The 22503-nt window shown below is 59.9% G+C and carries 24 protein-coding genes; 5 read left to right on the top strand and 19 right to left on the bottom strand.

Annotated elements, in window-relative coordinates:
- Positions 1 to 76 precede the first annotated feature (76 nt).
- The 7 genes from thiO to J5M66_RS10960 are packed head-to-tail and all read right to left on the bottom strand — an operon-like array spanning position 77 to position 6847.
- Complete coding sequence (gene thiO, locus J5M66_RS10990) at positions 77 to 1177, bottom strand: glycine oxidase ThiO (RefSeq protein WP_207808195.1); 1101 nt, start codon at positions 1175 to 1177, stop codon at positions 77 to 79.
- Positions 1178 to 1234: 57 nt separating this feature from the next.
- The gene (locus J5M66_RS10985; protein WP_130902285.1) at positions 1235 to 1636 is read right to left on the bottom strand and encodes a type IV pilin protein; all 402 of its coding nucleotides are present in this window, start codon (positions 1634 to 1636) and stop codon (positions 1235 to 1237) included.
- 15 nt (positions 1637 to 1651) lie between these two features.
- Positions 1652 to 4741 carry a PilC/PilY family type IV pilus protein gene (locus tag J5M66_RS10980; RefSeq protein ID WP_207808196.1) on the bottom strand — a complete coding sequence of 1030 codons (3090 nt, stop codon included), beginning with the start codon at positions 4739 to 4741 and terminating at the stop codon, positions 1652 to 1654.
- The gene (locus J5M66_RS10975) at positions 4728 to 5207 is read right to left on the bottom strand and encodes a PilX N-terminal domain-containing pilus assembly protein (RefSeq protein WP_016773134.1); all 480 of its coding nucleotides are present in this window, start codon (positions 5205 to 5207) and stop codon (positions 4728 to 4730) included. Before J5M66_RS10975 ends, J5M66_RS10980 begins: the two co-directional genes overlap by 14 nt.
- Positions 5208 to 5217: 10 nt before the next feature.
- Positions 5218 to 5931 (bottom strand): prepilin-type N-terminal cleavage/methylation domain-containing protein, encoded by a 714-nt coding sequence (locus J5M66_RS10970; protein WP_207808197.1) that lies wholly within the window; start codon positions 5929 to 5931, stop codon positions 5218 to 5220.
- A complete protein-coding gene (gene pilV, locus J5M66_RS10965; RefSeq protein WP_016773132.1) occupies positions 5928 to 6377 on the bottom strand; it encodes a type IV pilus modification protein PilV in 450 nt (149 codons plus the stop codon). The genes J5M66_RS10970 and pilV overlap by 4 nt, the downstream gene beginning before the upstream one ends.
- The gene (locus J5M66_RS10960) at positions 6374 to 6847 is read right to left on the bottom strand and encodes a GspH/FimT family pseudopilin (RefSeq protein ID WP_122698535.1); all 474 of its coding nucleotides are present in this window, start codon (positions 6845 to 6847) and stop codon (positions 6374 to 6376) included. The genes pilV and J5M66_RS10960 overlap by 4 nt, the downstream gene beginning before the upstream one ends.
- A gap of 130 nt (positions 6848 to 6977) precedes the next feature.
- On the opposite strand from J5M66_RS10960, the gene J5M66_RS10955 reads away from it, so the two are divergent.
- Positions 6978 to 7547, top strand: a complete 570-nt coding sequence (locus J5M66_RS10955) for a GspH/FimT family protein (protein ID WP_207808198.1) — start codon at positions 6978 to 6980, stop codon at positions 7545 to 7547.
- On the opposite strand, the gene ispH is transcribed toward J5M66_RS10955, so the two are convergent.
- The 6 genes from ispH to murJ form a co-directional block, all read right to left on the bottom strand.
- Positions 7504 to 8448: a 4-hydroxy-3-methylbut-2-enyl diphosphate reductase gene (gene ispH / locus J5M66_RS10950; RefSeq protein WP_016773129.1), complete on the bottom strand. Its 945-nt coding sequence runs from the start codon at positions 8446 to 8448 to the stop codon at positions 7504 to 7506. The genes J5M66_RS10955 and ispH overlap by 44 nt on opposite strands.
- 206 nt (positions 8449 to 8654) lie before the next feature.
- Positions 8655 to 9107, bottom strand: a complete 453-nt coding sequence (fkpB, locus tag J5M66_RS10945) for an FKBP-type peptidyl-prolyl cis-trans isomerase (RefSeq protein WP_016773128.1) — start codon at positions 9105 to 9107, stop codon at positions 8655 to 8657.
- Positions 9100 to 9612: a signal peptidase II gene (lspA, locus tag J5M66_RS10940; protein WP_024014359.1), complete on the bottom strand. Its 513-nt coding sequence runs from the start codon at positions 9610 to 9612 to the stop codon at positions 9100 to 9102. The genes fkpB and lspA overlap by 8 nt, the downstream gene beginning before the upstream one ends.
- Positions 9605 to 12436, bottom strand: a complete 2832-nt coding sequence (gene ileS / locus J5M66_RS10935; RefSeq protein ID WP_207808199.1) for an isoleucine--tRNA ligase — start codon at positions 12434 to 12436, stop codon at positions 9605 to 9607. The genes lspA and ileS overlap by 8 nt, the downstream gene beginning before the upstream one ends.
- A gap of 13 nt (positions 12437 to 12449) precedes the next feature.
- Entirely contained in the window at positions 12450 to 13388 is a 939-nt protein-coding gene (gene ribF, locus J5M66_RS10930) for a bifunctional riboflavin kinase/FAD synthetase (protein ID WP_016773125.1), read from the bottom strand.
- 129 nt (positions 13389 to 13517) lie between these two features.
- Positions 13518 to 15056 (bottom strand): murein biosynthesis integral membrane protein MurJ, encoded by a 1539-nt coding sequence (gene murJ / locus J5M66_RS10925; protein ID WP_016773124.1) that lies wholly within the window; start codon positions 15054 to 15056, stop codon positions 13518 to 13520.
- Positions 15057 to 15308: 252 nt separating this feature from the next.
- On the opposite strand from murJ, the gene rpsT reads away from it, so the two are divergent.
- On the top strand, positions 15309 to 15581 hold the full coding sequence (rpsT, locus tag J5M66_RS10920; protein WP_003228351.1) for a 30S ribosomal protein S20: 273 nt from the start codon (positions 15309 to 15311) through the stop codon (positions 15579 to 15581).
- 184 nt (positions 15582 to 15765) lie between these two features.
- Here rpsT and J5M66_RS10915 read toward each other — a convergent pair whose 3' ends face one another.
- The 5 genes from J5M66_RS10915 to rplU form a co-directional block, all read right to left on the bottom strand.
- The gene (locus J5M66_RS10915) at positions 15766 to 16233 is read right to left on the bottom strand and encodes a CreA family protein (protein ID WP_039761698.1); all 468 of its coding nucleotides are present in this window, start codon (positions 16231 to 16233) and stop codon (positions 15766 to 15768) included.
- 10 nt (positions 16234 to 16243) lie between these two features.
- Positions 16244 to 17362 carry a glutamate 5-kinase gene (gene proB, locus J5M66_RS10910; protein WP_039761700.1) on the bottom strand — a complete coding sequence of 373 codons (1119 nt, stop codon included), beginning with the start codon at positions 17360 to 17362 and terminating at the stop codon, positions 16244 to 16246.
- Between the two features lie 137 nt (positions 17363 to 17499).
- On the bottom strand, positions 17500 to 18723 hold the full coding sequence (cgtA, locus tag J5M66_RS10905) for an Obg family GTPase CgtA (RefSeq protein ID WP_016773122.1): 1224 nt from the start codon (positions 18721 to 18723) through the stop codon (positions 17500 to 17502).
- Positions 18724 to 18916: 193 nt separating this feature from the next.
- Positions 18917 to 19174, bottom strand: coding sequence for a 50S ribosomal protein L27 (gene rpmA / locus J5M66_RS10900; RefSeq protein WP_016773121.1), 258 nt, complete (start codon positions 19172 to 19174; stop codon positions 18917 to 18919).
- A 35-nt stretch (positions 19175 to 19209) separates the two neighbouring features.
- Positions 19210 to 19521, bottom strand: a complete 312-nt coding sequence (gene rplU / locus J5M66_RS10895; protein WP_007924746.1) for a 50S ribosomal protein L21 — start codon at positions 19519 to 19521, stop codon at positions 19210 to 19212.
- A 241-nt stretch (positions 19522 to 19762) separates the two neighbouring features.
- Here rplU and J5M66_RS10890 point away from each other — a divergent pair, with 241 nt between their 5' ends.
- From J5M66_RS10890 to J5M66_RS10880, 3 genes are all read left to right on the top strand, one after another.
- Entirely contained in the window at positions 19763 to 20731 is a 969-nt protein-coding gene (locus tag J5M66_RS10890; protein WP_016773120.1) for a polyprenyl synthetase family protein, read from the top strand.
- A gap of 181 nt (positions 20732 to 20912) precedes the next feature.
- Positions 20913 to 21254, top strand: coding sequence for a zinc ribbon domain-containing protein YjdM (locus tag J5M66_RS10885; protein WP_016773119.1), 342 nt, complete (start codon positions 20913 to 20915; stop codon positions 21252 to 21254).
- A gap of 204 nt (positions 21255 to 21458) precedes the next feature.
- The gene (locus J5M66_RS10880) at positions 21459 to 21716 is read left to right on the top strand and encodes a hypothetical protein (RefSeq protein ID WP_016773118.1); all 258 of its coding nucleotides are present in this window, start codon (positions 21459 to 21461) and stop codon (positions 21714 to 21716) included.
- A gap of 139 nt (positions 21717 to 21855) precedes the next feature.
- On the opposite strand, the gene J5M66_RS10875 is transcribed toward J5M66_RS10880, so the two are convergent.
- A complete protein-coding gene (locus J5M66_RS10875; protein WP_016773117.1) occupies positions 21856 to 22473 on the bottom strand; it encodes an FKBP-type peptidyl-prolyl cis-trans isomerase in 618 nt (205 codons plus the stop codon).
- Positions 22474 to 22503 lie beyond the last annotated feature (30 nt).

Here is a 22503-nt window from a genome sequence, read left to right as displayed (position 1 = left end):
AGGCTCGCTCCCACATTTGGAATGAGTATTCCTGTGGGAGCGAGCCTGCTCGCGAAGGCGGTCTACCAGCCTCTGACTAAATCCGGCCCTCAGGCGCATACGGCGCCGGATCAATAATCGGCGCCCGCCCCAGCATCACGTCAGCAAATAGCTGACACGATGCCGGCGCCAGCACAAGCCCGTTGCGGTAATGCCCGCAGTTCAGCCACAACCCCTCGAACCCCGGCACCCGGCCAATAAACGGAACCCCTTCCGGCGACCCCGGCCGCAGCCCGGCCCAATGCCCGACCACCTCGGCATTCACCAACGCTGGTAACAACTCGATGGCCGAGGCCTTGAGGCTTTCCAGCGCGACATCGGTCGGGGTCTTGTCGTAGCCTTCGTGCTCCAGCGTGCTGCCGATCAGAATGTGACCGTCGCGACGCGGGATCGCATATCGCCCCTTGGCCAGCACCATGCTCGGCAGGAAATCAGCCGCGCACTTATAGAGAATCATCTGGCCTTTGACCGGCTCGACCGGCAGCGTCAGGCTCAGCGTCTGGAGCAGATCACCGCTCCACGCTCCCGCTGTCAGTACAATCTGGTCGCCGTTGATCACGCCCGTCGGAGTCTGCACGCCGACCACGCGTTCGCCCTCGCGGACGAAGCCACTGACTTCGCATTGCTCATGAATCGTCACATTCGGCAGCGCCAGCAGCGCGGCTTTCAGCGATTTGACCAGCCGTGGATTGCGCACGTTGGCGACATCGGCCATGTAGATCGCCCGGCTGAAACCGCTGCCGAGCACCGGCACCGCGTCATGTGCCGCCGAGATATCCACAGCCCGCAGCGGCCGATTTTCCCGCTCGGCCCAGGCCAGGGCTGCGGTTTCATCGTCCAGATCCAGCCAATACAGGCCAGTGGTGTGCACCTCAGGATCAACCCCCGTGTCAGCAAACAAGCGCTGGCCGAGCTGTGGATAAAAGTCCTGCGACCAATGCGCCAGCGCGGTGACTGCCGGACTGTAGCGCCACGGGTATAACGGCGAGACGATGCCGCCGCCAGCCCAGGACGATTCCTGGCCGACATTCGAGCGATCCAGCAGCACCACGCTGCGCACTTCGGAGGCGAGATTGTAGGCAGTGAGCAGGCCAATCACCCCGCCGCCGACAATCACCACTTGCTGTTGCCTGGTCATGTTTGATCCAACCGTAAAAAAGACAGTGGGCGCAAAAAGCGCCCGAAAAAGAATACGTCAGCGGCCCCAGCAATCCTTGGCGGTCACTCCGGTGGTCGCGTTGTTCATGCTTCGCACGCCGGTGTTGGTCAGGGTGAAATCCCCGCATTTGTCGGTCGCCATGGCCGAGCCGGTTTTACGCACCGCAGTCAGCACAAAGGTCTGGTCGGTCAGCGTCGGGGTGATGGTGTAGAAATCATTGCCCGTGCTCAGTCCGGTGACGCCGGTGTAGACATTGTTGCGGGTGTAGAAACGCTCGAGGGTCTGCGCCTGCTCCGAGAGCAGCGAAACCACTTCGGCGCGACGGCCCTTCTTCACGTATTCGTTGTAGCTGGGAATGCTGATGGTGAGGATGATCCCGATAATCGCGATAACGATCATGATCTCGATCAGGGTAAAACCTCGGCTGGTTCTGCGCATGCCTCAAATTCTCGCTTACTGGATTTGTCGCCACATGATACGACGGCTGCCACCGCCACCCTTCTCTACAATGGTGGTGATGACGCCACTGGTGTCGGTCACGACCTTTCCCGTACCACCGGCGGAAATGACGTTAAGGGTCGGAATGCCGCCGGTAAAAATCACGCCGCTGGATATCGTATCGTTGCTGTCGACCAAACGGTCGCCGGTGGTGTCGATCACGGCGTAGTTGAGCATCTTACCGTTGAACGCATCGAGTTCGACCAGTCGGCCCGTACCAAAGCTCGAACACGGGTCGGTGGTATCGACGCTGGCGGTGGTGAAAACAACTCGCCCCAACACAAGACTGGCCTGATTGATCACGCGCTCGCCGGTCAGCACGTTGTTATACACCAGCGGCAGATACCAGCCTTTCTCTGCCGGATAGGTCGTTTCATTCTGGCTGGTGGTCAGAAACTGCCCGGAACTGCCGGCGAACGAGCCGGTAATCGCCTGTGCCTGCAAACTGCTGACGGTGATTTGTCCGGCCCCACCCTCTGCATCCCAGATTGAATAGAACGCTTGCAGATCCTTGTTGGTCTTGTCGGCAGTCTCGTTGAACTTGCCGGTGCCAAAGAACACTTGCTTGCCGCCCTGGGGGTTGTCCGCCAGCAGCGGTTGCGCGGTGATCGGCTGCGTTGCCCCACCCGGGGCTGTAAACAAGGGCTTGCCGGCAAACGCCACGCCCCAGCTTTCTGCCCCGGGTGCGCTCAAGTCGAATTTCCACATACGCCCCTTCAGGTCACCAGCGTAGGCAGCCTGCACCACGTTCGAGGAATTGACCCTGAGTTTTACCGAAGACAGACCGTTAGTGGTTTCCGTGCTGTCGATGACGATTTTCCTGATCAGCGAACCGTCCATTGCATCCAGTACATACAACGCTGCAACCCCCGAATTGCTGCCGTAACCATTGGCGACGAATGTCGCCCAGCGACCATTGGCCAAGCGTGCCACTTCCGGACGCGCGTAGGCGTAACCCAGATCATTGAAAGCATTCGACGCATTTGCCGTAGCCGGCGCACTGACTTCCCACAGTGCCTTGATCACGTTGCCTGCCGAGGCATCGAACAGTTGCAGCCCATAGAAGGTTTTGCCACCGGCCCCCGTTCCGCCAATGGCCAGGGTTTTCCAGGTGATGCCAGCCTGCGCATCGAACACGCCGACCTGACCATCCACGAGAAACTTGTGGCTGACGCCGTTGACGTAATTGGTATCCGCAATCAGCCGCAACGAAGGCAGCACGCTGGAAGGCATGTAGGCATAACGGCGGGTGCCGTTCGCCGAATTGATCACGTTGACGAAACCGTCGTTGGCGTTCACCACCAGACTGGTATTCATGTTCGCAGTCTTGGTCGTCAGGTAGTTGGTGTAACTGCTGTCACCCGTCAGATCGGATGCGGTCTTGTCCGAAGGCGACGCGAGCACCAGCGGCGAATTGATGATGTCGCCCAGCAGCGCAGTGCGCACTTTGAGCCCTGCCCTGTTGGTCCCTTTGCTCCACTCCACCAGTTCAGTGCCGCTGATACCGGTGGGTAGGCCCTGATTCAACGTGTTCTGCTGGGCTGGGGAAAAGCTGCCGAATGCCAGAGCAATGGGCGTGTTGCTCAAGGTGTTCCATGACTGGAAAGTCGGCGCTGTGGCAGAGGGCACGATGGTGGTGTCGGTCGACCATTGCGCCGTCGAGGTATTTACCGTGCCGGTCGAGGTAAAGCCGAACGACCTGATCGTGCCGCGCCAATCCTTGGGATCGTAGGTTGTCTGGTAAAAACTGCTGCCACTGGTCAACGTACTGCTGCTGGCAACACCGGCACCACCGGAGCCGGCCTTGGAAGTGATATCGCTCAGTGCCGACGATAACGCCGCATTGAGCCCGGAGCTGTCGGTCGCCTGGTAATACCTGCCCTGCCCGTAACTGGCGGCGTCGGACAACATATCGTTATCCGCAGCGAAACCCACGGTGTAGGTGTTCATGTTCTGCCCGGGAAAATCCAACGCGTTCCAGCTCTTGCCGGCGGCGTCGGTGCCGGTCGAACGCATGTCGATGTCGAAGGCGAATTTGGCGATGTCATCCAGATACAGCGTGTCACCTTCGCCGTCACCGTTGAGGTTGTCGCCATCGTTATTCACGCCATCCCAGTTCGGTAAGCGACTGCCTCCCAGCGGATCGTTGGTCGGGAAGGTACGGTCATAGGTCGGCAAGCCATCGGTAATCACCACGCCGTAGTTTTTCTGGCAGCGGTATTGAATCGGACTGGTATAGGTCGCCGGTGTGCCGTTGTAGTAAGGCGCCAAGCCACGCATGTAGCGCGTGACTTCGTAATAGCTCTCGGCCAATGGCGTGTTGGCCACGGCGTTCAAGCCGTTGATCGATGAGATCAGCGCGTTGTAGTTGGTGTCTGCCTGGGCCTGGGTGACGCTGCCCGCGACGGGTGACAAATCGGTGATCGAGCGGGCGATGAAACCGCCGTTGCCCGGGTTGCTGCTGGTCGCCGGATTGAATGTCGACAGGCCCATGCGCAAGGTGCGGTTGCTGCTCACCAGTGCAGTGGAAACGTTGCGCGCCACGTTCATCCGGTAATCGTTGGGGATCGCCCCCGTGGTGAAGTCGCGGGTGCCGTTGCTGTTGGCGAGGCTGACTATGTAGGAAATGTAATCGGCGGAATACCGAGTGTTCTCATTGCCTACGGGGTCGGGCAGTTTCAGGCACAAGGGCGCCACGCTGTTGTTGTAGAACGCATAGGCGCCTCCCGAGCAACCGGAAGTCGGCAGGCTCGATAGAAACACCGTGTCGCCGGTAATCTGCGGCGCATTGAGTGCAGAGCACAAGCCGAGGAAGGCATTGCACTGCCGGGCTGGAGTGCGGTTGACGTTCGGGTCGAATCCGGCGGCGTAAATGATGCTGTTCATACTCCCCGAATCATCGATCAGCAGCATCACGTTCGGCGCCACCGCTGCCGCGCTCAGCAGCGGCGAATCGGAAGGCGTGAAAGCCCAGGCCGGTGCCGCCAGGTAGCTACTCAGCAGCATGCCGATCAGCAGCGACAGGCCGCGCTCAATACTTCGCATAGACACTCTCCACCACGCTACGCGAATTGCCGGCGATGCCGACCGCAGTGACTCGATACAACGTCGCCGAAGTGTTACTTGGCACGTTCACCGCCGTCAGGGTCGTGCCGATGTTCTGCACGCCATAAAAGCCATTACCGGCAGCGATCCACGTCACCCCGGAGGTCGAATTGAAACCTGCCGAGCTGACCGATGACGATTCCGCCGGCGGCAGACATTGGCTCGTGCCGCTGCACACCGCCAACGAATAACTGTCCAGTTGTACTGCGCTTTCGCCGACACGCAATGCAGCTTCGGCCGCCTGAAACGATTGATTGCGCAAGCTGACGCTGCCGGCCATTTTCTCTTGCAGGTTGGCGCTCTGCATCGAGGACAAACCGATCAATGTCAGCAACAGCAGAAACACCAGACTGACCAACAAGACCATGCCGCGCTGGGCCTGACGTTGTTGCAAGGAAATCCTCATCGCCGCCCCCTCATGGCAAGCGGTTGCGCAATGCCGCAACCACGTTGAAGGTTTGATTGCGCACCCGATTATTCGGGTCGGTGAGGGTCAGGCTCAGGCGCACGCTGCGGATGCGCGCGGGATCGCCAGGGTTGCTGCTGTAGGTCGAGGCTGCGACGTCGGTCGCCGAACTGGCCAGACCGAAGGTGACGTTGAAGGCGCTGACATTGTTGACCAGCACTTGCTGCGCCGGATTGCCGCTGCCAGTGCCCATGAGGATCTGGTTATTGCTGAAGCTGTAGATCAGGCGCCGGATCGGGAACGCGATCTGCCCCGTGGTCGGGCTGCGCAATCCGCTGTAGGCGACCGCGCTGTTGCGGCAATCGGAAATCACCGTCCAGGTCGGCGTGCCCCCGCCGCTGCCGACATCGGCGGTGACCAGGGTCAGCTTGAGACTGGCGTTATCCCAGTTGATCGGGATGAGTTGCGCAGTGTTGAAATCCCCTGCTGAGCTGGAGTCGACGATGGTGCCGAGGCAGCCGAACATGCCGACCATGCGGATTTCCTGAATCATTTTGCTGAGGACGAAGCGCGCATCTTCCTGCATCGCTGCGGCGCTGTTCTGGCTGACGTAGGTGTTTTTTGCGGCGATGAAAATCTGCACCACACCGAGTACAACGATCAACCCCAAAGCCAGGGCAATCAGCAACTCGATCAGGCCGAAACCACGGTTGGAACGTGTCATGGTGTGGCCACCGGATCGACCGCCGCCCGGCTGGTCAGGACGAAACTGCGCTGGGCACTGGCAGCGTTCGCCGCGCGCGCATCGCTCCAGGTAATGGTGATGGTGTAGACCCGTTGATTGAGGGTGATGCTGCCCGTCGCGGTCGGACCGCCGAAGTTGGCGATGTTGGTGGTGAAATCGTAGAGATCCTGATCCCGCGCATTACTGAGATTGCCCGAGGTCGGTGGCGTGACGGTGTAGTTGGCGCCGGAATTGGCGCGGATGCGATCCATCATGTCATAGGCGATGAAACTGGCCTGACTGGTCATCCGCGAACTGTCGGTGTACTTCAGCGCATTGAGTTGCACCGCCGCTGCGCCCAACAGCCCGACGGTCAGAATCAGCAACGCGACCAGCACTTCGATCAGCGTCATGCCCTCCTGTGCGTTTTTGCTCCCTGCCCTCATCCGCAATTTCCACCCAGTTGAATGCGTCCGTTCAAACACACGTTCAGCGTCCTGCTTTGCGTGCCCAGCGTGTAACCGATGACTACCGCCGTCGACGGTGCCGCCAGACCACCAAGATTGTTGAAATCCAGTGCGGTCACTCCTGAGGGTAGCGTCAGAGTCGCGCCACTGCTCATCGCTGGAACAACCCGCAACACATTGGCCGGATTGCCAGTGCTGTCGTAGACCGCCAGCTCACCGGTCCACACACTGCCGCCGGCGGTCGGACGCAGACGCGTGGTCACGCCGCGATTGATTGCCTCGAGGCGAGCGAAATTGATCGCCCGCTGCAAGTCGCCGACTTCGGTATCCGCCCTGCTGCTCTGGATCGTACGGGTAAAGGCCGGCACCGCCAGCGTGATCAGTATCAGGAACACCGCGATGGCGACCAGCAACTCGACCAGCGTGAAACCTTTTGTACGAAGATCCATCGGTGCCCTCCGTTGCCGTCGGCTATACCTGCTTTTACACGCTAGAACATTCGCTCGGCACGCGCCGACTGATTTGCCCTGCGCGGCGCACGGATTGCGCTGCTCATACCATTCCACGGAGGGATTTTTCATGCCGCAACACGGTTTCAGCCTGATTGAACTGCTTATGGGACTGGCGATTGGCGCAATTGTTCTGCTGCTGGTCAGCCCGGCGTTCGCCGCGCTCAAGCAAGCGACTCAGCGCGACCACGCAGCGCAGTCGCTGCTCGAAGGCATCCGCCACGCTCGCACCCTGGCTATGACCCACAATCAAAGTGTGGTGATCCATGGCATTGACGGCGACTGGAGTCAGGGTTGGCGGATCATTCTGGATAGAAGCGGCAAGGGGCCGGAGGACAGCAGCAATCCGCTGCTGGTGGAGCGCGCCAGTGAGGCGAAGGTGGCGATTGTCGGCAATTGGTGGGTGAGCCGCTACGTGCGGTTCAGTCATTTGGGGCAACCGCTGATGCCGGGACGGCGGTTTCAGGCAGGGACAATACACGTCTGCTCGCCGCACGAGCCGGTCAGCCAGCGGCAGATCGTGCTGGCGGCGACCGGTCGCGTGCGCCTGGGCAGTCAGGAGACTGAACAGGCGCTGTGCGACAAAGGCAGAAGCGTCAGATCGAACGGACGCGCAGCTCTTTCGGCATCGAGAACGTGATGTTTTCCTCACGGCCAGCCAGCTCATCGGCACCGGTCGCGCCCCAGGCCTGCAATTGCTGGATCACGCCCCGGACCAGCACTTCCGGTGCCGAGGCGCCAGCGGTAATGCCGATGCGCTCGACGCCGTCGAACCAGCTCTGTTGCAGGTCCTCGGCACCGTCGATCAGGTAGGCCGGAGTCGCCATACGCTCAGCCAATTCGCGCAGGCGATTGGAGTTGGAGCTGTTCGGGCTGCCGACCACCAGTACCACGTCGCACTCGTCGGCCAGTTGCTTGACGGCGTCCTGGCGGTTTTGTGTGGCGTAGCAGATATCGTCCTTGCGCGGGCCACCGATGGCCGGGAAGCGCGTGCGCAGGGCATCGATCACACGGCTGGTATCGTCCATCGACAAGGTTGTCTGGGTGACGAAGGCGAGTCTTTCCGGATCACGCACTTGCAATGCGGCCACGTCCTTTTCGTCTTCAACGAGGTAGATCGCGCCGCCATTGCTGGCGTCGTACTGGCCCATGGTGCCTTCGACTTCCGGGTGACCGGCGTGGCCGATCAGGATGCATTCACGACCGTCGCGGCTGTATTTGGCGACTTCGATGTGCACCTTCGTCACCAGCGGGCAGGTTGCATCGAAGACTTTCAGGCCACGACCTGCAGCTTCGTTGCGCACGGCTTGGGAAACACCGTGGGCGCTGAAGATGACAATGACGTCATCGGGTACCTGATCGAGCTCTTCGACGAAAATCGCGCCACGGCTGCGCAGGTCTTCGACGACGAACTTGTTGTGCACCACTTCGTGACGCACATAGATCGGCGGCCCGAAAACTTCCAGGGCGCGGTTGACGATTTCGATCGCCCGGTCCACACCGGCGCAGAAGCCACGGGGGTTGGCGAGTTTGATTTGCATGCTGTGCCTCGTGTCTTGCGCGCGAAAACAATGGAAAACAGACTGTGGAGACCTGCTTGTTGTGGCGAGGGGATTCATCCCCGCTCGGCTGCGTAGCAGTCGTAGACTATCAACGGACTTATCTCAGAATCCGTTGACTGGTCTGGGGGCGCTTCGCACCCCAGCGGGGATAAATTCCCTCGCCACAGAAGCTCACTCCTGCATTTTTAGATCGCTTTGACGGAAATGATTTCCACGTCAAAGGTCAGCGTCTTGCCAGCCAGCGGGTGGTTGAAGTCGACGGTCACTTGCGTGTCGTCGAATTCCTTCACCACACCTGGCAATTCAGTATTGGCCGCATCGTTGAAGATCACCAGCAGACCCGGCGACAACTCCATGTCGGTGAACTGCGAACGCGGGATGGTCTGCACGTTCTGCGGGTTCGGCTGACCAAAAGCGTTTTCCGGCTCGACGGTCAGGGTGCGCTTGTCGCCGGCCTTGAAGCCGAACAGTGCGGCTTCGAAACCCGGCAGCAGGTTGCCATCGCCGACCTTGAACGTCGCCGGGGCCTTGTCGAAGGTACTGTCGACGGTGTCACCGTTTTCCAGGCGCAAGGCAAAGTGCAGGGTGACTTCGGTGTTCTGGCCGATGCGTTGCTCAGTCGATAGCGGTTCAGTCATGAGCAGCCTCTTCGGTTTTCTTCGATTTGAACATGTCCAGTGCCAGCATGATCGCGCCAACGGTGATCGCGCTGTCGGCAATGTTGAACGCCGGGAAATACCAGCGGTTCTGCCAGTGCACCAGAATGAAGTCGATCACATGGCCCAGGGCAATGCGGTCATACAGGTTGCCCAGCGCGCCACCCAGCACCAACGCCAGGGCGACGGCCAGCCAGGTGTCGTTGCGACCCAGACGCTTGAGCCAGACCACCAGCACGGCACTGACGACAATGGCGATCAGGGCAAACAGCCAGCGCTGCCAGCCGGAGCTGTCGGCGAGGAAGCTGAAAGCAGCGCCAGTGTTGTAGGCCAGGGTCCAGCTGAACAGATCGGGAATGATCACGATCTGCTGGAACATTTCGAGCTTGGCTTCGAAGTAGAACTTGCTGGCTTGGTCAATGACCAGAACCAGCAAGCTCAACCACAGCCAGCTCAGCCGTCCGAAACGGCCAATGGCATCAGGCATAGTGACGAACCTCGCCAGCACCGCTGATGTTGTCGACGCAACGCCCGCAGATTTCCGGATGCTCCGGGTTCACGCCGACGTCTTCGCGGCAATGCCAGCAACGTGCGCATTTCGGGAACGCCGATTTGACGATCTTCAGTTTCAGACCGCTGACTTCGGTGGCCACTGCATCGGCCGGAGCCTGCACGAACGGTGCAACGCTGGCAGTCGAGGTGATCAGGACAAAGCGCAGCTCGTTGCTCAGCTTGGCCAGGTCGGCGCTCAGCGCCTCTTCGGCAAACAGCGTCACTTCGGCCTGCAGGTTGCCACCGACGGCTTTCGCCGCACGCTGGATTTCCATCTCTTTGTTGACCGCGACTTTCACTTCCATGATGCGATCCCAGTAGGCGCGACCCAGCTCGAAGCCTTCAGGCAGCTCGGTCAGGCCTTCGTACCAGGTATTGAGCATCACCGACTCGTTACGCTCGCCCGGCAGGTATTGCCACAGCTCGTCAGCAGTGAAGGCGAGGATCGGCGCGATCCAGCGCACCAGCGCTTCAGAGATGTGGAACAGCGCGGTCTGGCACGAGCGCCGGGCCTTGCTGTCGGCGCCGGTGGTGTACTGGCGGTCCTTGATGATGTCGAGGTAGAAACCACCCAGCTCCTGCACGCAGAAGTTGTGGATCTTCGAGTAGACGTTCCAGAAACGGTATTCGCCGTAGTGCTCTTGCAACTCGCGTTGCAGCAGCAGCGTGCGATCCACCGCCCAGCGATCCAGCGCCAGCATGTCTTCAGCCGGCAGCAGGTCGGTGGCCGGATTGAAACCGGTCAGGTTGGAAAGCAGGAAGCGCGCGGTGTTACGGATACGACGATAGGCATCAGCGCTGCGCTGCAGAATCTGCTCGGACACCGCCATTTCGCCGGAGTAGTCGGTCGAAGCGACCCACAGACGCATGATATCGGCGCCCAGGGTGTCGTTGACCTTCTGCGGCGCGATCACGTTGCCCAGCGATTTGGACATCTTGCGGCCGGACTCGTCGACGGTGAAGCCGTGCGTCAGCAGTTCGCGGTACGGCGCGTGGTTGTCGATGGCGCAACCGGTCAGCAACGAGGAGTGGAACCAGCCACGGTGCTGGTCGGAACCTTCCAGGTACAGGTCGGCACGCGGGCCGCTCTCGTGACCCATCGGGTGCGAACCGCGCAGGACGTGCCAGTGCGTGGTGCCCGAGTCGAACCAGACGTCGAGGGTGTCGCTGATCTTGTCGTACTGCGGCGCTTCATCGCCCAGCAGTTCGGCAGCGTCGAGTTTGAACCAGGCTTCGATACCTTCGACTTCAACGCGTTTGGCGACCTCCTCCATCAGCTCGACGGTACGCGGGTGCAGCTCGCCGCTTTCCTTGTTGAGGAAGAACGGGATCGGCACGCCCCAGTTGCGCTGACGCGAGATGCACCAGTCCGGACGATTGGCGATCATCGAGTGCAGGCGCGCCTGGCCCCAGGCCGGAACGAACCTGGTGTCTTCGATGGCTTTGAGCGAGCGCACGCGCAGGGTTTCGCCACTGGTTGGCTCCTTGTCCATGCCGATGAACCACTGCGCGGTGGCGCGGTAGATCAGCGGGGTCTTGTGGCGCCAGCAGTGCATGTAGCTGTGTTCGATGACGGTGGTGTGCATCAGCGCACCGACTTCGGTCAGTTTTTCGACGATGGCCGGGTTGGCCTTCCAGATGAACTGGCCACCGAAGAATTCCAGCGACGGCACGTACACGCCGTTGCTCTGTACCGGGTTGAGGATGTCGTCGTTGACCATGCCGTATTTCTTGCAGGTCACGAAGTCGTCCACGCCGTAGGCCGGGGCGGAGTGAACCACGCCGGTGCCAGCGCCCAGTTCAACGTAGTCAGCCAGGTACACCGGCGACATACGATCGTAGAACGGGTGACGGAAGTTGATCAGCTCCAGCTCTTTACCGGTGGTGGTGGCGATGACCGAACCTTCCACGCCATAGCGCGCCAGGCAGGCTTCGACCAGCTCTTCAGCCAGCACCAGCAGCTTGTCGCCGATATCGACCAGGGCATAGTTGAATTCCGGGTGCACATTCAGCGCCTGGTTGGCCGGGATGGTCCACGGGGTGGTGGTCCAGATCACGATCGCAGCAGGTTTGCTCAGCGACGCCAGACCGAACGCGGCAGCCAGTTTGGCTTCATCAGCGATCGGGAACGCGACGTCGATGGTCGAGGATTTCTTGCTCTCGTACTCGACTTCCGCTTCAGCCAGAGCCGAACCGCAATCGAAGCACCAGTTCACCGGCTTGAGGCCCTTGAAGACAAAACCACCCTTGACGATTTCGGCGAGGGCGCGGATTTCACCGGCCTCGTTCTTGAAGTCCATGGTCTTGTACGGGTTGGCGAAGTCGCCCAGCACGCCGAGACGGATGAACTCGGACTTCTGCCCTTCGATCTGCTCGGTGGCGTAGGCACGGCACAGCTCGCGGGTTTTATCCGCGCCGAGGTTCTTGCCGTGGGTCACTTCAACCTTGTGCTCGATCGGCAGGCCGTGGCAATCCCAGCCCGGGACGTAAGGCGCGTCGAAACCCGACAGGGTTTTCGAGCGGATGATCATGTCCTTGAGAATCTTGTTCAGTGCGTGACCGATGTGGATCGTGCCGTTGGCGTACGGAGGGCCGTCGTGCAGGACGAACTTCGGACGATCCTTGCCAATCTCGCGCAACTTTCCGTACAGGCCAATACTGTCCCAGCGCTGCAGGATCTGCGGTTCGCGCTGTGGCAGGCCGGCCTTCATTGGGAAGGCGGTGTCCGGAAGGTTTAGCGTGGCTTTATAGTCGGTCATTTAAGGCTCTTCATTAGCGATGGGCGCTAGGTGCGGCTAGTGCACGGGCGGTGGCGACATCCGCATTGATCGCCGTTTTCAATGCCTCCAGAGAGGCGAAGCGCTGCTCTTCACGCAGCTTTTGGTGGAAAACCACCGTCAAACGCCGGTCATACAGATCGCCGGCAAAATCTAACAGATGGACCTCGAGGTGGGCTTTGCCATCTCCTTGCACCGTGGGGCGCACGCCGATATTGGCGACGCCGGGCCAGGTCTTGCCGTCGATGTCGACATTCACCAGATAGACCCCGGTGAACGGCACGCGACGGCGCTTGAGTTGAATGTTGGCAGTGGGCGTGCCCAGTTGCCGGGCCAGTTTCTGACCATGCAGCACGCGACCGGCGATGCGGTACGGACGGCCGAGCAGGCGTTCGGCCAGGGCAAAATCGGCCGCAGCCAAGGCGTTGCGCACCTGAGTGCTACTGACGCGAATGCCGTCCAGCTCGACGGTTTGCGCCGCTTCGACGGTGAAACCGTGAACCTGCCCGGCCTGCATCAGAAAATCGAAATCGCCGAGGCGGTCGCAACCGAAACGGAAATCGTCACCGACCTCCAGATGCTGCACGCCAAGGCCATCGACCAGAATGGTATCGACGAACTCACTGGCGCTGAGCTTGCTCAGCCGCTGGTTGAACGCCAGGCACAGCACCCGGTCGACGCCTTCAGCGGCCAGCAATTGCAGCTTGTCGCGCAACCGCGCCAGACGTGCCGGTGCGGTGTCGGGAGCAAAGAACTCCCGTGGCTGCGGCTCGAAAATCACCACGCAGCTGGGTACGCCCAACTCGAGCGCACGCTCACGCAGCCGGGCCAGGATAGCCTGGTGACCACGGTGAACACCGTCAAAGTTGCCAATAGTGGCGACGCAGCCCCGATGCTGGGGGCGCAAGTTGTGGAGGCCTCGAACCAGCTGCATAACGCGCTTCTTGCTCATAAAGTGGTCGATTATAACCACACCCGACGGCCGACGACAGGCAACACCGTAACGCAAAGTGAACGAGCCGACAAAACCCCCGGCTCATGCCTGCTCATGAAGGCTGAAACCTCAGCTCAAGGCCTTGCGATTGAAGTCGCGCAGACGGAAACCCAACAGCAACAACATACCGAAATACGCCACCACGCCAGCAACCACCAGCGCGCCCAGGCGCAGGAAGCGCTCGAGCATATGCCCCTCATCCCACGCGGGCATGAAATGCATGCCGGCCAGCAACACCGCCGACATCACGGTCACTGCAACGACCAACTTGAAACCGAATTTGCCCCAGCCCGGCTGCGGTTGATACATCTTCTGCTTGCGCAGTTGATAGAACAGCAGCCCGGCGTTCAGGCAAGCACCGGCACTGATCGCCAAGGCAAGGCCGGCGTGGGCCAGTGGGCCGATCAACGCCAGGTTGAACAACTGCGTGCAGACCAGCGTGAAAATCGCGATTTTCACCGGTGTGCGAATGTTCTGTTGCGCATAAAAGCCCGGCGCCAGCACTTTGATCACGATAATCCCGAGCAGGCCGACAGAATAGGCAATCAGCGCACGCTGGGTCATCTCGGCATCAAAGCCACTGAACTGGCCGTACTGAAACAATGAAACAGTCAGCGGCTCGGCAAGAATCCCCAGCGCCAATGCGCACGGCAGCACCAGCACAAAGCACAGGCGCAGCCCCCAATCGAGGATTCGCGAATACTCGTGGCGATCCTTGCTGGCATAGGTCTTGGCCAGTGTCGGCAGCAGAATCGTGCCGAGTGCCACACCCAACACACCCGACGGCAATTCCATCAAGCGGTCGGCGTAATACATCCACGACACCGAACCTGCGACCAGAAACGAGGCGAAGATGGTGTTGATGATCAACGAAATCTGACTGACCGACACACCGAGAATCGCTGGCAGCATCTGCTTCATTACCCGCCACACGCCGCTGTCGCGCAGGTTCAGGCGCGGCAGCACGAGCATGCCGATCTTTTTCAGGTGCGGCAGCTGATACAGCAACTGCGCCAGACCGCCGACCAACACCGCCCACCCGAGCGCCATGACCGGCGGATCGAAATACGGCGTGAGGAACAGCGAAAACACGATCATGCTGACGTTGAGCAGAGTCGGCACGAAGGCCGGCACCGAGAAGCGGTTCCAGGTGTTGAGGATCGCGCCGGCCAGCGACGACAGCGAGATCAGCAATATATAAGGAAAGGTCACCCGCAACAGATCGGAGGTGAGCTGGAATTTCTCCGGGGTATCGGTAAAACCGGGCGCTGTGGCCCAGATCACCCAAGGGGCGGCGATCATGCCCAGCGCCGTCACCACCGCCAACACCAGCGTCAACAGGCCGGATACATAGGCAATAAAGGTACGCGTCGCCTCTTCGCCCTGCTGGCTTTTATATTCAGCCAGAATCGGCACAAAAGCCTGGGAGAAAGCCCCTTCGGCAAAGATGCGCCGCAGCAGGTTGGGCAGTTTGAACGCAATAAAGAAGGCATCCGTGGCCATCCCGGCGCCGAATGTCCGCGCGATCAGCGTGTCACGAACAAAACCCAGAATCCGGGAAAGCATCGTGATAGAGCTGACGGCGGCCAACGATTTGAGCAGATTCATTGAGAGAGTTTGTGCCTGTCGATAAACAGCAGGCGAACAATGCGCCTACTTGTGCGATACTCCGCGCCGCAACAGCACAGAGCCAAAGCTCGCGAGTTTACAGGTCAAGCGCCGGAAATAAATATCCCGCCTCTTTATACCTACCACTTAGCGGAACGATTCAAGTGCCCTTGACAAGACAAGTCTTCATCGGCATGATTCGCGGCCTATTTTGTTTGCTATTTCCTAAAAAGTCTTTCGAGGAGCTCGACGGTGGCCAACTCACCTTCCGCCAAAAAACGTGCAAAACAGGCTGAGAAGCGTCGCAGCCACAACGCCAGCCTGCGTTCCATGGTTCGTACCTACATCAAGAATGTAGTTAAGGCCATCGACGCAAAAGACGCTGAAAAAGCTCAAGCTGCATACGTTCTGGCTGTGCCAGTTATCGACCGTATGGCCGATAAAGGCATCATCCACAAGAACAAGGCTGCTCGTCATAAGAGCCGTCTGAATGGCCACGTCAAAGCGCTGAAAGAAGCCGCTTAATCGACGTAGTCATTAAAAAACCGACCTCAGGGTCGGTTTTTTATTGCCTGTGATTTAACAAGCTACATGCAAAAAAATGTGGGAGCGAGCCTGCTCGCGAATGCGATCTGCCAGTTGGTATTTCTATCGACCGACATGACCTCTTCGCGAGCAGGCTCGCTCCCACAGTTCGGATTGGTGGCGCTTATTGCTGGACCGGCACCCACGGCAGGATCGGGATAGCCGTGACCGCATTCTGCGGACTGCCCTCGATCAAGCGATCGCTGTAGACCAGGTACACCAGCGTGTTGCGCTTCTTGTCGAGGAAACGCACCACCTGCATGGTCTTGAACACCAGCGAGGTGCGCTCCTTGAACACCTCGTCGCCATCCTTCAGCTCACCCTTGAACTTGATCGGCCCGACCTGACGGCATGCGATCGAGGCCTCTGCGCGATCCTCGGCCAGACCGAGACCACCCTTCACTCCACCAGTCTTGGCGCGTGACAGGTAGCAGGTCACGCCTTCGACTTTCGGATCATCGAACGCCTCGACCACGATCCGGTCATTCGGCCCGACAAACTTGAACACCGTCGACACCTGACCGATTTCCTCGGCCGAGGCCAGCAATGGCATGGCCATCAGCAGGCCCAACAATCCTTTCGCTACACGCATCGAATTTTCCTTAGACCAGAATCAGGTTGTCACGGTGAACCAGTTCCGGCTCCGCCATGTAACCGAGCAAACCGACAATCGCATCCGACGACTGACCGATGATTTTTTGCGCTTCCAGGGCGCTGTAATTGGCCAGCCCCCGAGCGATCTCCCGACCATCCGGCGCTACGCAGACGACCATCTCACCGCGACGGAAACTGCCTTGAACCAGCTTCACCCCCACCGGCAGCAGACTTTTGTTGCCCTTGGACAACGCCGACACCGCCCCCTCATCCAGCACCAGAGTGCCACGGGTTTGCAGATGACCGGCCAGCCACTGCTTGCGCGCCGCGAGCATGCCGCGCTCCGGCGATAGCAGCGTGCCGATGCGCTCGCCCGCCTTGAGACGATCAAGCACGCGCTCAAGCCGCCCGCCGACGATGATGGTGTGCGCACCGGAACGCGCTGCCAGGCGCGCCGCGCGCAGCTTGGTCTGCATGCCGCCACGCCCCAGCGCACCGCCGGTACCGCCGGCGACCGCATCAAGCGTCGGATCATCGGCGCGCGCTTCATAAATCAGCTGCGCATCAGGATTGTTGCGCGGATCGGCGTCGAACATGCCGTCGCGATCAGTGAGGATCACCAGCAGATCGGCCTCGACCAGATTGGCCACCAGCGCCGCCAACGTGTCGTTGTCGCCGAAACGGATTTCATCGGTGACCACAGTGTCGTTTTCGTTGATCACCGGAATGACTTTCAGCTCGACCAGCGCACGCAAGGTACTGCGGGCGTTGAGGTAGCGCTTGCGGTCGGACAGGTCGTCGTGGGTCAGGAGAATCTGCGCAGTGTGCCGGCCATGCTCGGCGAAGCTCGACTCCCAAGCCTGCACCAGCCCCATCTGACCGATTGCAGCGGCCGCCTGGAGCTCGTGCATGGCACTGGGTCGTGCGGTCCAGCCCAAGCGACTCATGCCGGCCGCCACCGCCCCGGAAGACACCAGCACCAGCTCGACGCCCGCTTCATGCAGCGCCACCATCTGCTCGACCCAGACACTCATTGCCGCGCGATCCAGCCCTTTGCCGTCAGCTGTCAGCAAAGCGCTGCCGATCTTCACGACCCAACGCTGCGCACCTGTCACCTTGCTCCGCATCATCTTCAACCTTAGCTTGAGGGCAGCGCGACCTGGCACTGCCCGTGACGTTAATCGTGGCGATTGCTGACCAACGATCGATTTCCGGATACTAAAACGCCGCTCGATTGAGCGGCGTTCAAGTTTATCGCAACGGATCAGTCACGCACGTAAATGATTTCCGGACCGTCTTCGTCATCCACATCTTCTTCGTCCCAGTCATCGTCGCCGATGTCATGGACCGACTTCACGCCACTGCGACGCAGGGCACGCTTGTCGTCCAGCGCCTGCAACTGCGCACGGGCTTCGTCTTCGATGCGCTGATCGAGATCGGCCAGCTCTTCCTTGTACGCAGGATCTGCGGCGAGGCGATCGGCACGGTCTTCCATGTAACGCATGATGTCGTGGCACAGACGCTCGGTACCGATCTTGGCGATGGCCGAGATCACGTACACCGGACCGGTCCACTCCAGACGATCGACGATTTCCTTGACCCGAGCATCGTGCTCTTCTTCAAGGATCTGGTCGCACTTGTTCAGCACCAGCCAGCGATCACGCTCGGCCAGCGACGGACTGAACTTGATCAACTCGTTGACGATCACTTCAGCCGCGTCCGGAGCACTGGAATCATCCAGCGGCGCCATGTCGACGAGGTGCAGCAGCAGACGCGTGCGCGCCAGGTGCTTGAGGAAGCGAATGCCCAGGCCAGCACCGTCGGAAGCGCCTTCGATCAGACCCGGAATGTCGGCAATGACGAAGCTCTTCCAGCGATCGACGCTGACCACACCCAGGTTCGGCACCAGCGTGGTGAACGGGTAGTCGGCGACTTTCGGCTTGGCGGCCGAGACCGAACGGATAAAGGTACTTTTACCGGCGTTCGGCAAGCCCAGCAGACCGACGTCGGCCAGCACTTTCATTTCCAGTTTCAGGTCGCGCTGCTCGCCCGGCTTGCCCGGCGTGGTCTGACGCGGTGCACGGTTGGTACTGGATTTGAAACGGGTGTTGCCCAGACCGTGCCAGCCGCCCTGCACTACCATCAGTTTCTGACCGGCCTTGGTCAGGTCGCCGATGACTTCCTGAGTGGCAGAGTCGATCACGGTGGTGCCGACCGGCACGCGCAGGATCAGGTCTTCGCCCTTCTTGCCGGTGCAGTCGGTGCTGCCACCGTTGGAGCCACGCTCGGCATCGAAGTGACGGGTGTAACGGTAGTCGACCAGGGTGTTGAGGTTCTCGTCGGCCATCATGTAGATGGAACCGCCGTCACCGCCATCACCGCCGTTCGGGCCACCGTTTTCAATGAATTTTTCCCGGCGGAAACTCATGGCACCGTTGCCACCGTCACCGGCCTTTACGCGAATCGATACTTCATCAACAAACTTCATAACCAACGCCTCTCGCCGTACGGACGAGCCGAAAAACAATCAAGACATAAGACTCTTGCAAAAATGAGCGCAGCGACCCCAAGACACGACCTGCATCGCACGCCGACAGCCCATACAAACAGCTTTGCAAGAGACTCACCCCACAAACGAAAAAGCCCCGTCGCAAGACAGGGCTTCTCCAGCGATCTCGCGATTAAGCCGCGATTACGCTCACGTAACGACGACCGAAGGCGCCCTTTACTTCGAACTTGATCACGCCTTCGATTTTAGCGAAGAGAGTGTGATCCTTGCCCATGCCAACGCCGTAGCCAGCGTGGAATTGGGTGCCGCGCTGACGCACGATGATGTTGCCGGCCTTGATGACCTGGCCGCCATACATCTTCACGCCAAGGCGTTTGGCTTCTGAGTCGCGACCGTTACGGGTACTACCACCAGCTTTTTTGTGTGCCATGAGTTCAATTCTCCTAGTGAGGAATTAGGCTGTAATTAAGCCTGAATACCGGTGATTTTGATCTCGGTGAACCACTGGCGGTGGCCCATACGCTTCATGTGGTGCTTACGGCGACGGAACTTGATGATGCGGACTTTATCGTGACGACCTTGGGAGATCACTTCAGCCTTGACGGTTGCGCCAGCAACAACTGGTGCGCCGATGTTCACGTCGTCGCCGTTGGCGACCAGCAGAACGCGATCAAAAGTCACGGATTCGCCAGTAGCGATTTCCAGTTTTTCGATCTTCAGGTATTCACCTTCAGCGACCTTGTATTGCTTACCGCCGGTAACGATTACTGCGTACATGGTATTTCTCCGATAATCCTGCTCACCCAGCTCTTTATAAGAAGAGGTATTGGCTGGCATGGCTGCATGGGGCTGGAACGGCCCAAGTGCAATTGCGTAAGGCAGGTGCTGCCCAGGAAGTTCAGGGTGCGCGATTGTACGCAAGCAATCTGCCTCGCGCAAGTGGCCGTCCATCGCGCCTTGACAGGTCTGGACGGGGGTCCTAGCATGCCGCGCAACCCTTCTGGAGCGACTCTCGCTGATGCAACCCCAAGCTTTCTACCGCGCGGTGGCGGACGATTTTAGCGCCGTCGACGGCATCATCAAGAAGCAGCTGACGTCTCGAGTGCCGCTGGTATCGAAAATCGGCGATTACATCACGTCGGCCGGCGGCAAACGCCTGCGTCCTTTATTAGTGTTGCTGTGTGGCAAGGCCCTGGGTCGCGAAGGCGACGACATGCGCCTGCTGGCCGCCACCATCGAATTCCTGCACACCGCGACCCTGCTGCATGACGACGTCGTCGACATGTCCGGCATGCGCCGTGGCCGCTCGACCGCCAACGCTATGTGGGGCAATGCCCCGAGCGTGCTGGTCGGCGATTTCCTGTATTCGCGCTCGTTCGAAATGATGGTCGAACTGGGCTCGATGCCGGTGATGAAGATTCTCTCCCAGGCCACACGCATCATCGCTGAAGGTGAAGTGTTGCAGCTGTCCAAGGTGCGTGACGCCAGCACCAGCGAAGAAACCTACATGGAAGTCATCCGCGGCAAGACCGCGATGCTCTTCGAAGCCTCGACCCACAGCGCCGCCGCGCTCGCCGGCGCGACCGCCGAGCAGAGCGAAGCCCTGCGCACGTTCGGCGATCACTTGGGTGTGGCGTTCCAGCTGGTTGATGACCTGCTCGACTATAAAGGCGACGCGGAAACCCTGGGCAAGAACGTCGGCGACGATCTGGCCGAAGGCAAACCGACCCTGCCGCTGATCTACACCATGCGCGAAGGCACAGCCGAACAGGCGGCACTGGTGCGTCAGGCGATCCAGAAAGGCGGGATCGAAGACCTCGAAAGCATCCGCATCGCCGTCGAAGCGTCCGGCTCGCTGGAGTACACCGCGCAACTGGCCCGCGATTACGTGGCCCGTGCGATCAAGTGCCTCGAGGCGCTGCCGGCCAGCGAATACCGCGATGCGCTGGTGGAACTGAGCGAGTTCGCGGTAGCCCGCACGCACTGATTCATCCCCTGTGGGAGCGAGCCTGCTCGCGAAAGCAATCTGCCAATCGACTCAATGTTGACTGACACAGCGCTTTCGCGAGCAGGCTCGCTCCCACAGTTGTTTCTGCGCTATGCCCTCCTCCGCGTAAAACCCTATACAATGTGCGCCCTTTAGTCCTCCTGATACCCAAGGAACCTTAGTGAGCACGTTGCCACCCTGCCCGAAATGCAATTCCGAATACACCTACGAAGACGGCACCCAACTGGTCTGCCCCGAGTGCGCCCACGAGTGGTCTGCCAGCGGCGAAGCCGAAGTGGCGGCCGATGATGCCGTGAAGAAAGATTCGGTCGGCAACGTCCTGCAGGACGGCGACACCATCACCGTGATCAAGGACCTCAAGGTCAAGGGCACATCGCTGGTGGTCAAGGTCGGCACCAAGGTCAAGAACATCCGCCTGTGCGATGGCGACCACGACATCGACTGCAAGATCGACGGCATCGGCCCGATGAAGCTCAAATCCGAGTTCGTCAGAAAAGTCTGAGCCTTGCGTCATCCATCCTGCGCCAGCCGTGGGATGGAGCTTTGCCCTCCCCGCTTCGGCTCAATGAATCCGCGCATGGCCATCAGCCAGCCATTTTGACCTGACACAATCTTTACCCGGAAAAATCCACGATCCGCCAATAGGCACTTGCTATTTGATGAATAAGAATTATTCTCATTGAAACCTTTCAAGGAGATGAGCCCCATGACTTATTTGATCGACGCCTGGCTGGATCGCCCACACCCTTACCTCAGAATCCTCCATCGGGAAACCGGCGAAGTCTGTGCGGTGCTTGAAGAAGAAGCCTTGCATGAGCTGCAGGATCAAGGCGATCTGGACGTCAGCAGCCTCAATTCCAGCGAGCCGCTGGTGCTCAAGGAGCTGGTGCGCAATCTGTTCCTGTTCTGCTATGCCCGGGCGTTGCGCCCGACCAATGAGCTGCACAACAAGATCGAAATATGAGCAGCATTAAAAAAACCTGTGGGAGCGAGCTTGCTCGCGAAAGCGATAAATCAGTCAACGAATGAGTCGACTGAAAAACCGCCTTCGCGAGCGAGCTCGCTCCCACATTTTTCAGCCCGCCATCAAGGCAGGCTCGGTATTACAGAACGTCGAGCAGCTCGACGTCGAATACCAGAACGCTGTGCGGCGGGATGCTGCCCACGCCTTGCGCGCCGTAAGCCAGTTCGCTCGGCACGTACAGGCGCCATTTGCTGCCGGCATTCATCAGTTGCAGGGCTTCGGTCCAGCCAGCGATCACGCCGCCAACCGGGAATTCTGCAGGCTGGCCGCGCTCGTAGGAGCTGTCGAACACAGTGCCGTCGATCAGGGTGCCGTGGTAGTGCGTCCGCACCTGGTCTTCACGGGTCGGCTTGGCGCCATCGCCCTGAGTCAGCACTTCGAATTGCAGGCCGGAAGCCAGGGTGGTGATGCCGTCACGCTTGGCGTTTTCGGCGAGGAAGGCCAGGCCTTCGCCAGCCGCAGCTTCAGCCTTGGCAGCTGCTTCAGCTTGCATGATCTCGCGGATCACTTTGAAGCTGGCGGACATTTCTTCCTGGCCAACACGGCTTGGCTTGCCGGCGAAAGCGTCGGTCAGACCGGCCAGGATCGCGTCCAGGCTGACACCCGGTGGCGGGTTATCGCGCAGCTGGTCGCCGAGTTGACGGCCGATACCGTAGCTGACGCGGGTTTCGTCGGTGGACAGATTTACTTCGGACATGACACTGCTCCGCTGTGCGGACGGCCACAG

Source organism: Pseudomonas sp. 67(2021) (assembly GCF_017491835.1).
Taxonomy (GTDB): Bacteria; Pseudomonadota; Gammaproteobacteria; order Pseudomonadales; family Pseudomonadaceae; genus Aquipseudomonas; species Aquipseudomonas atacamensis.
Note: the sequence above shows the minus strand (reverse complement) of the source record. Positions and strands in the feature narration are given on the sequence as shown.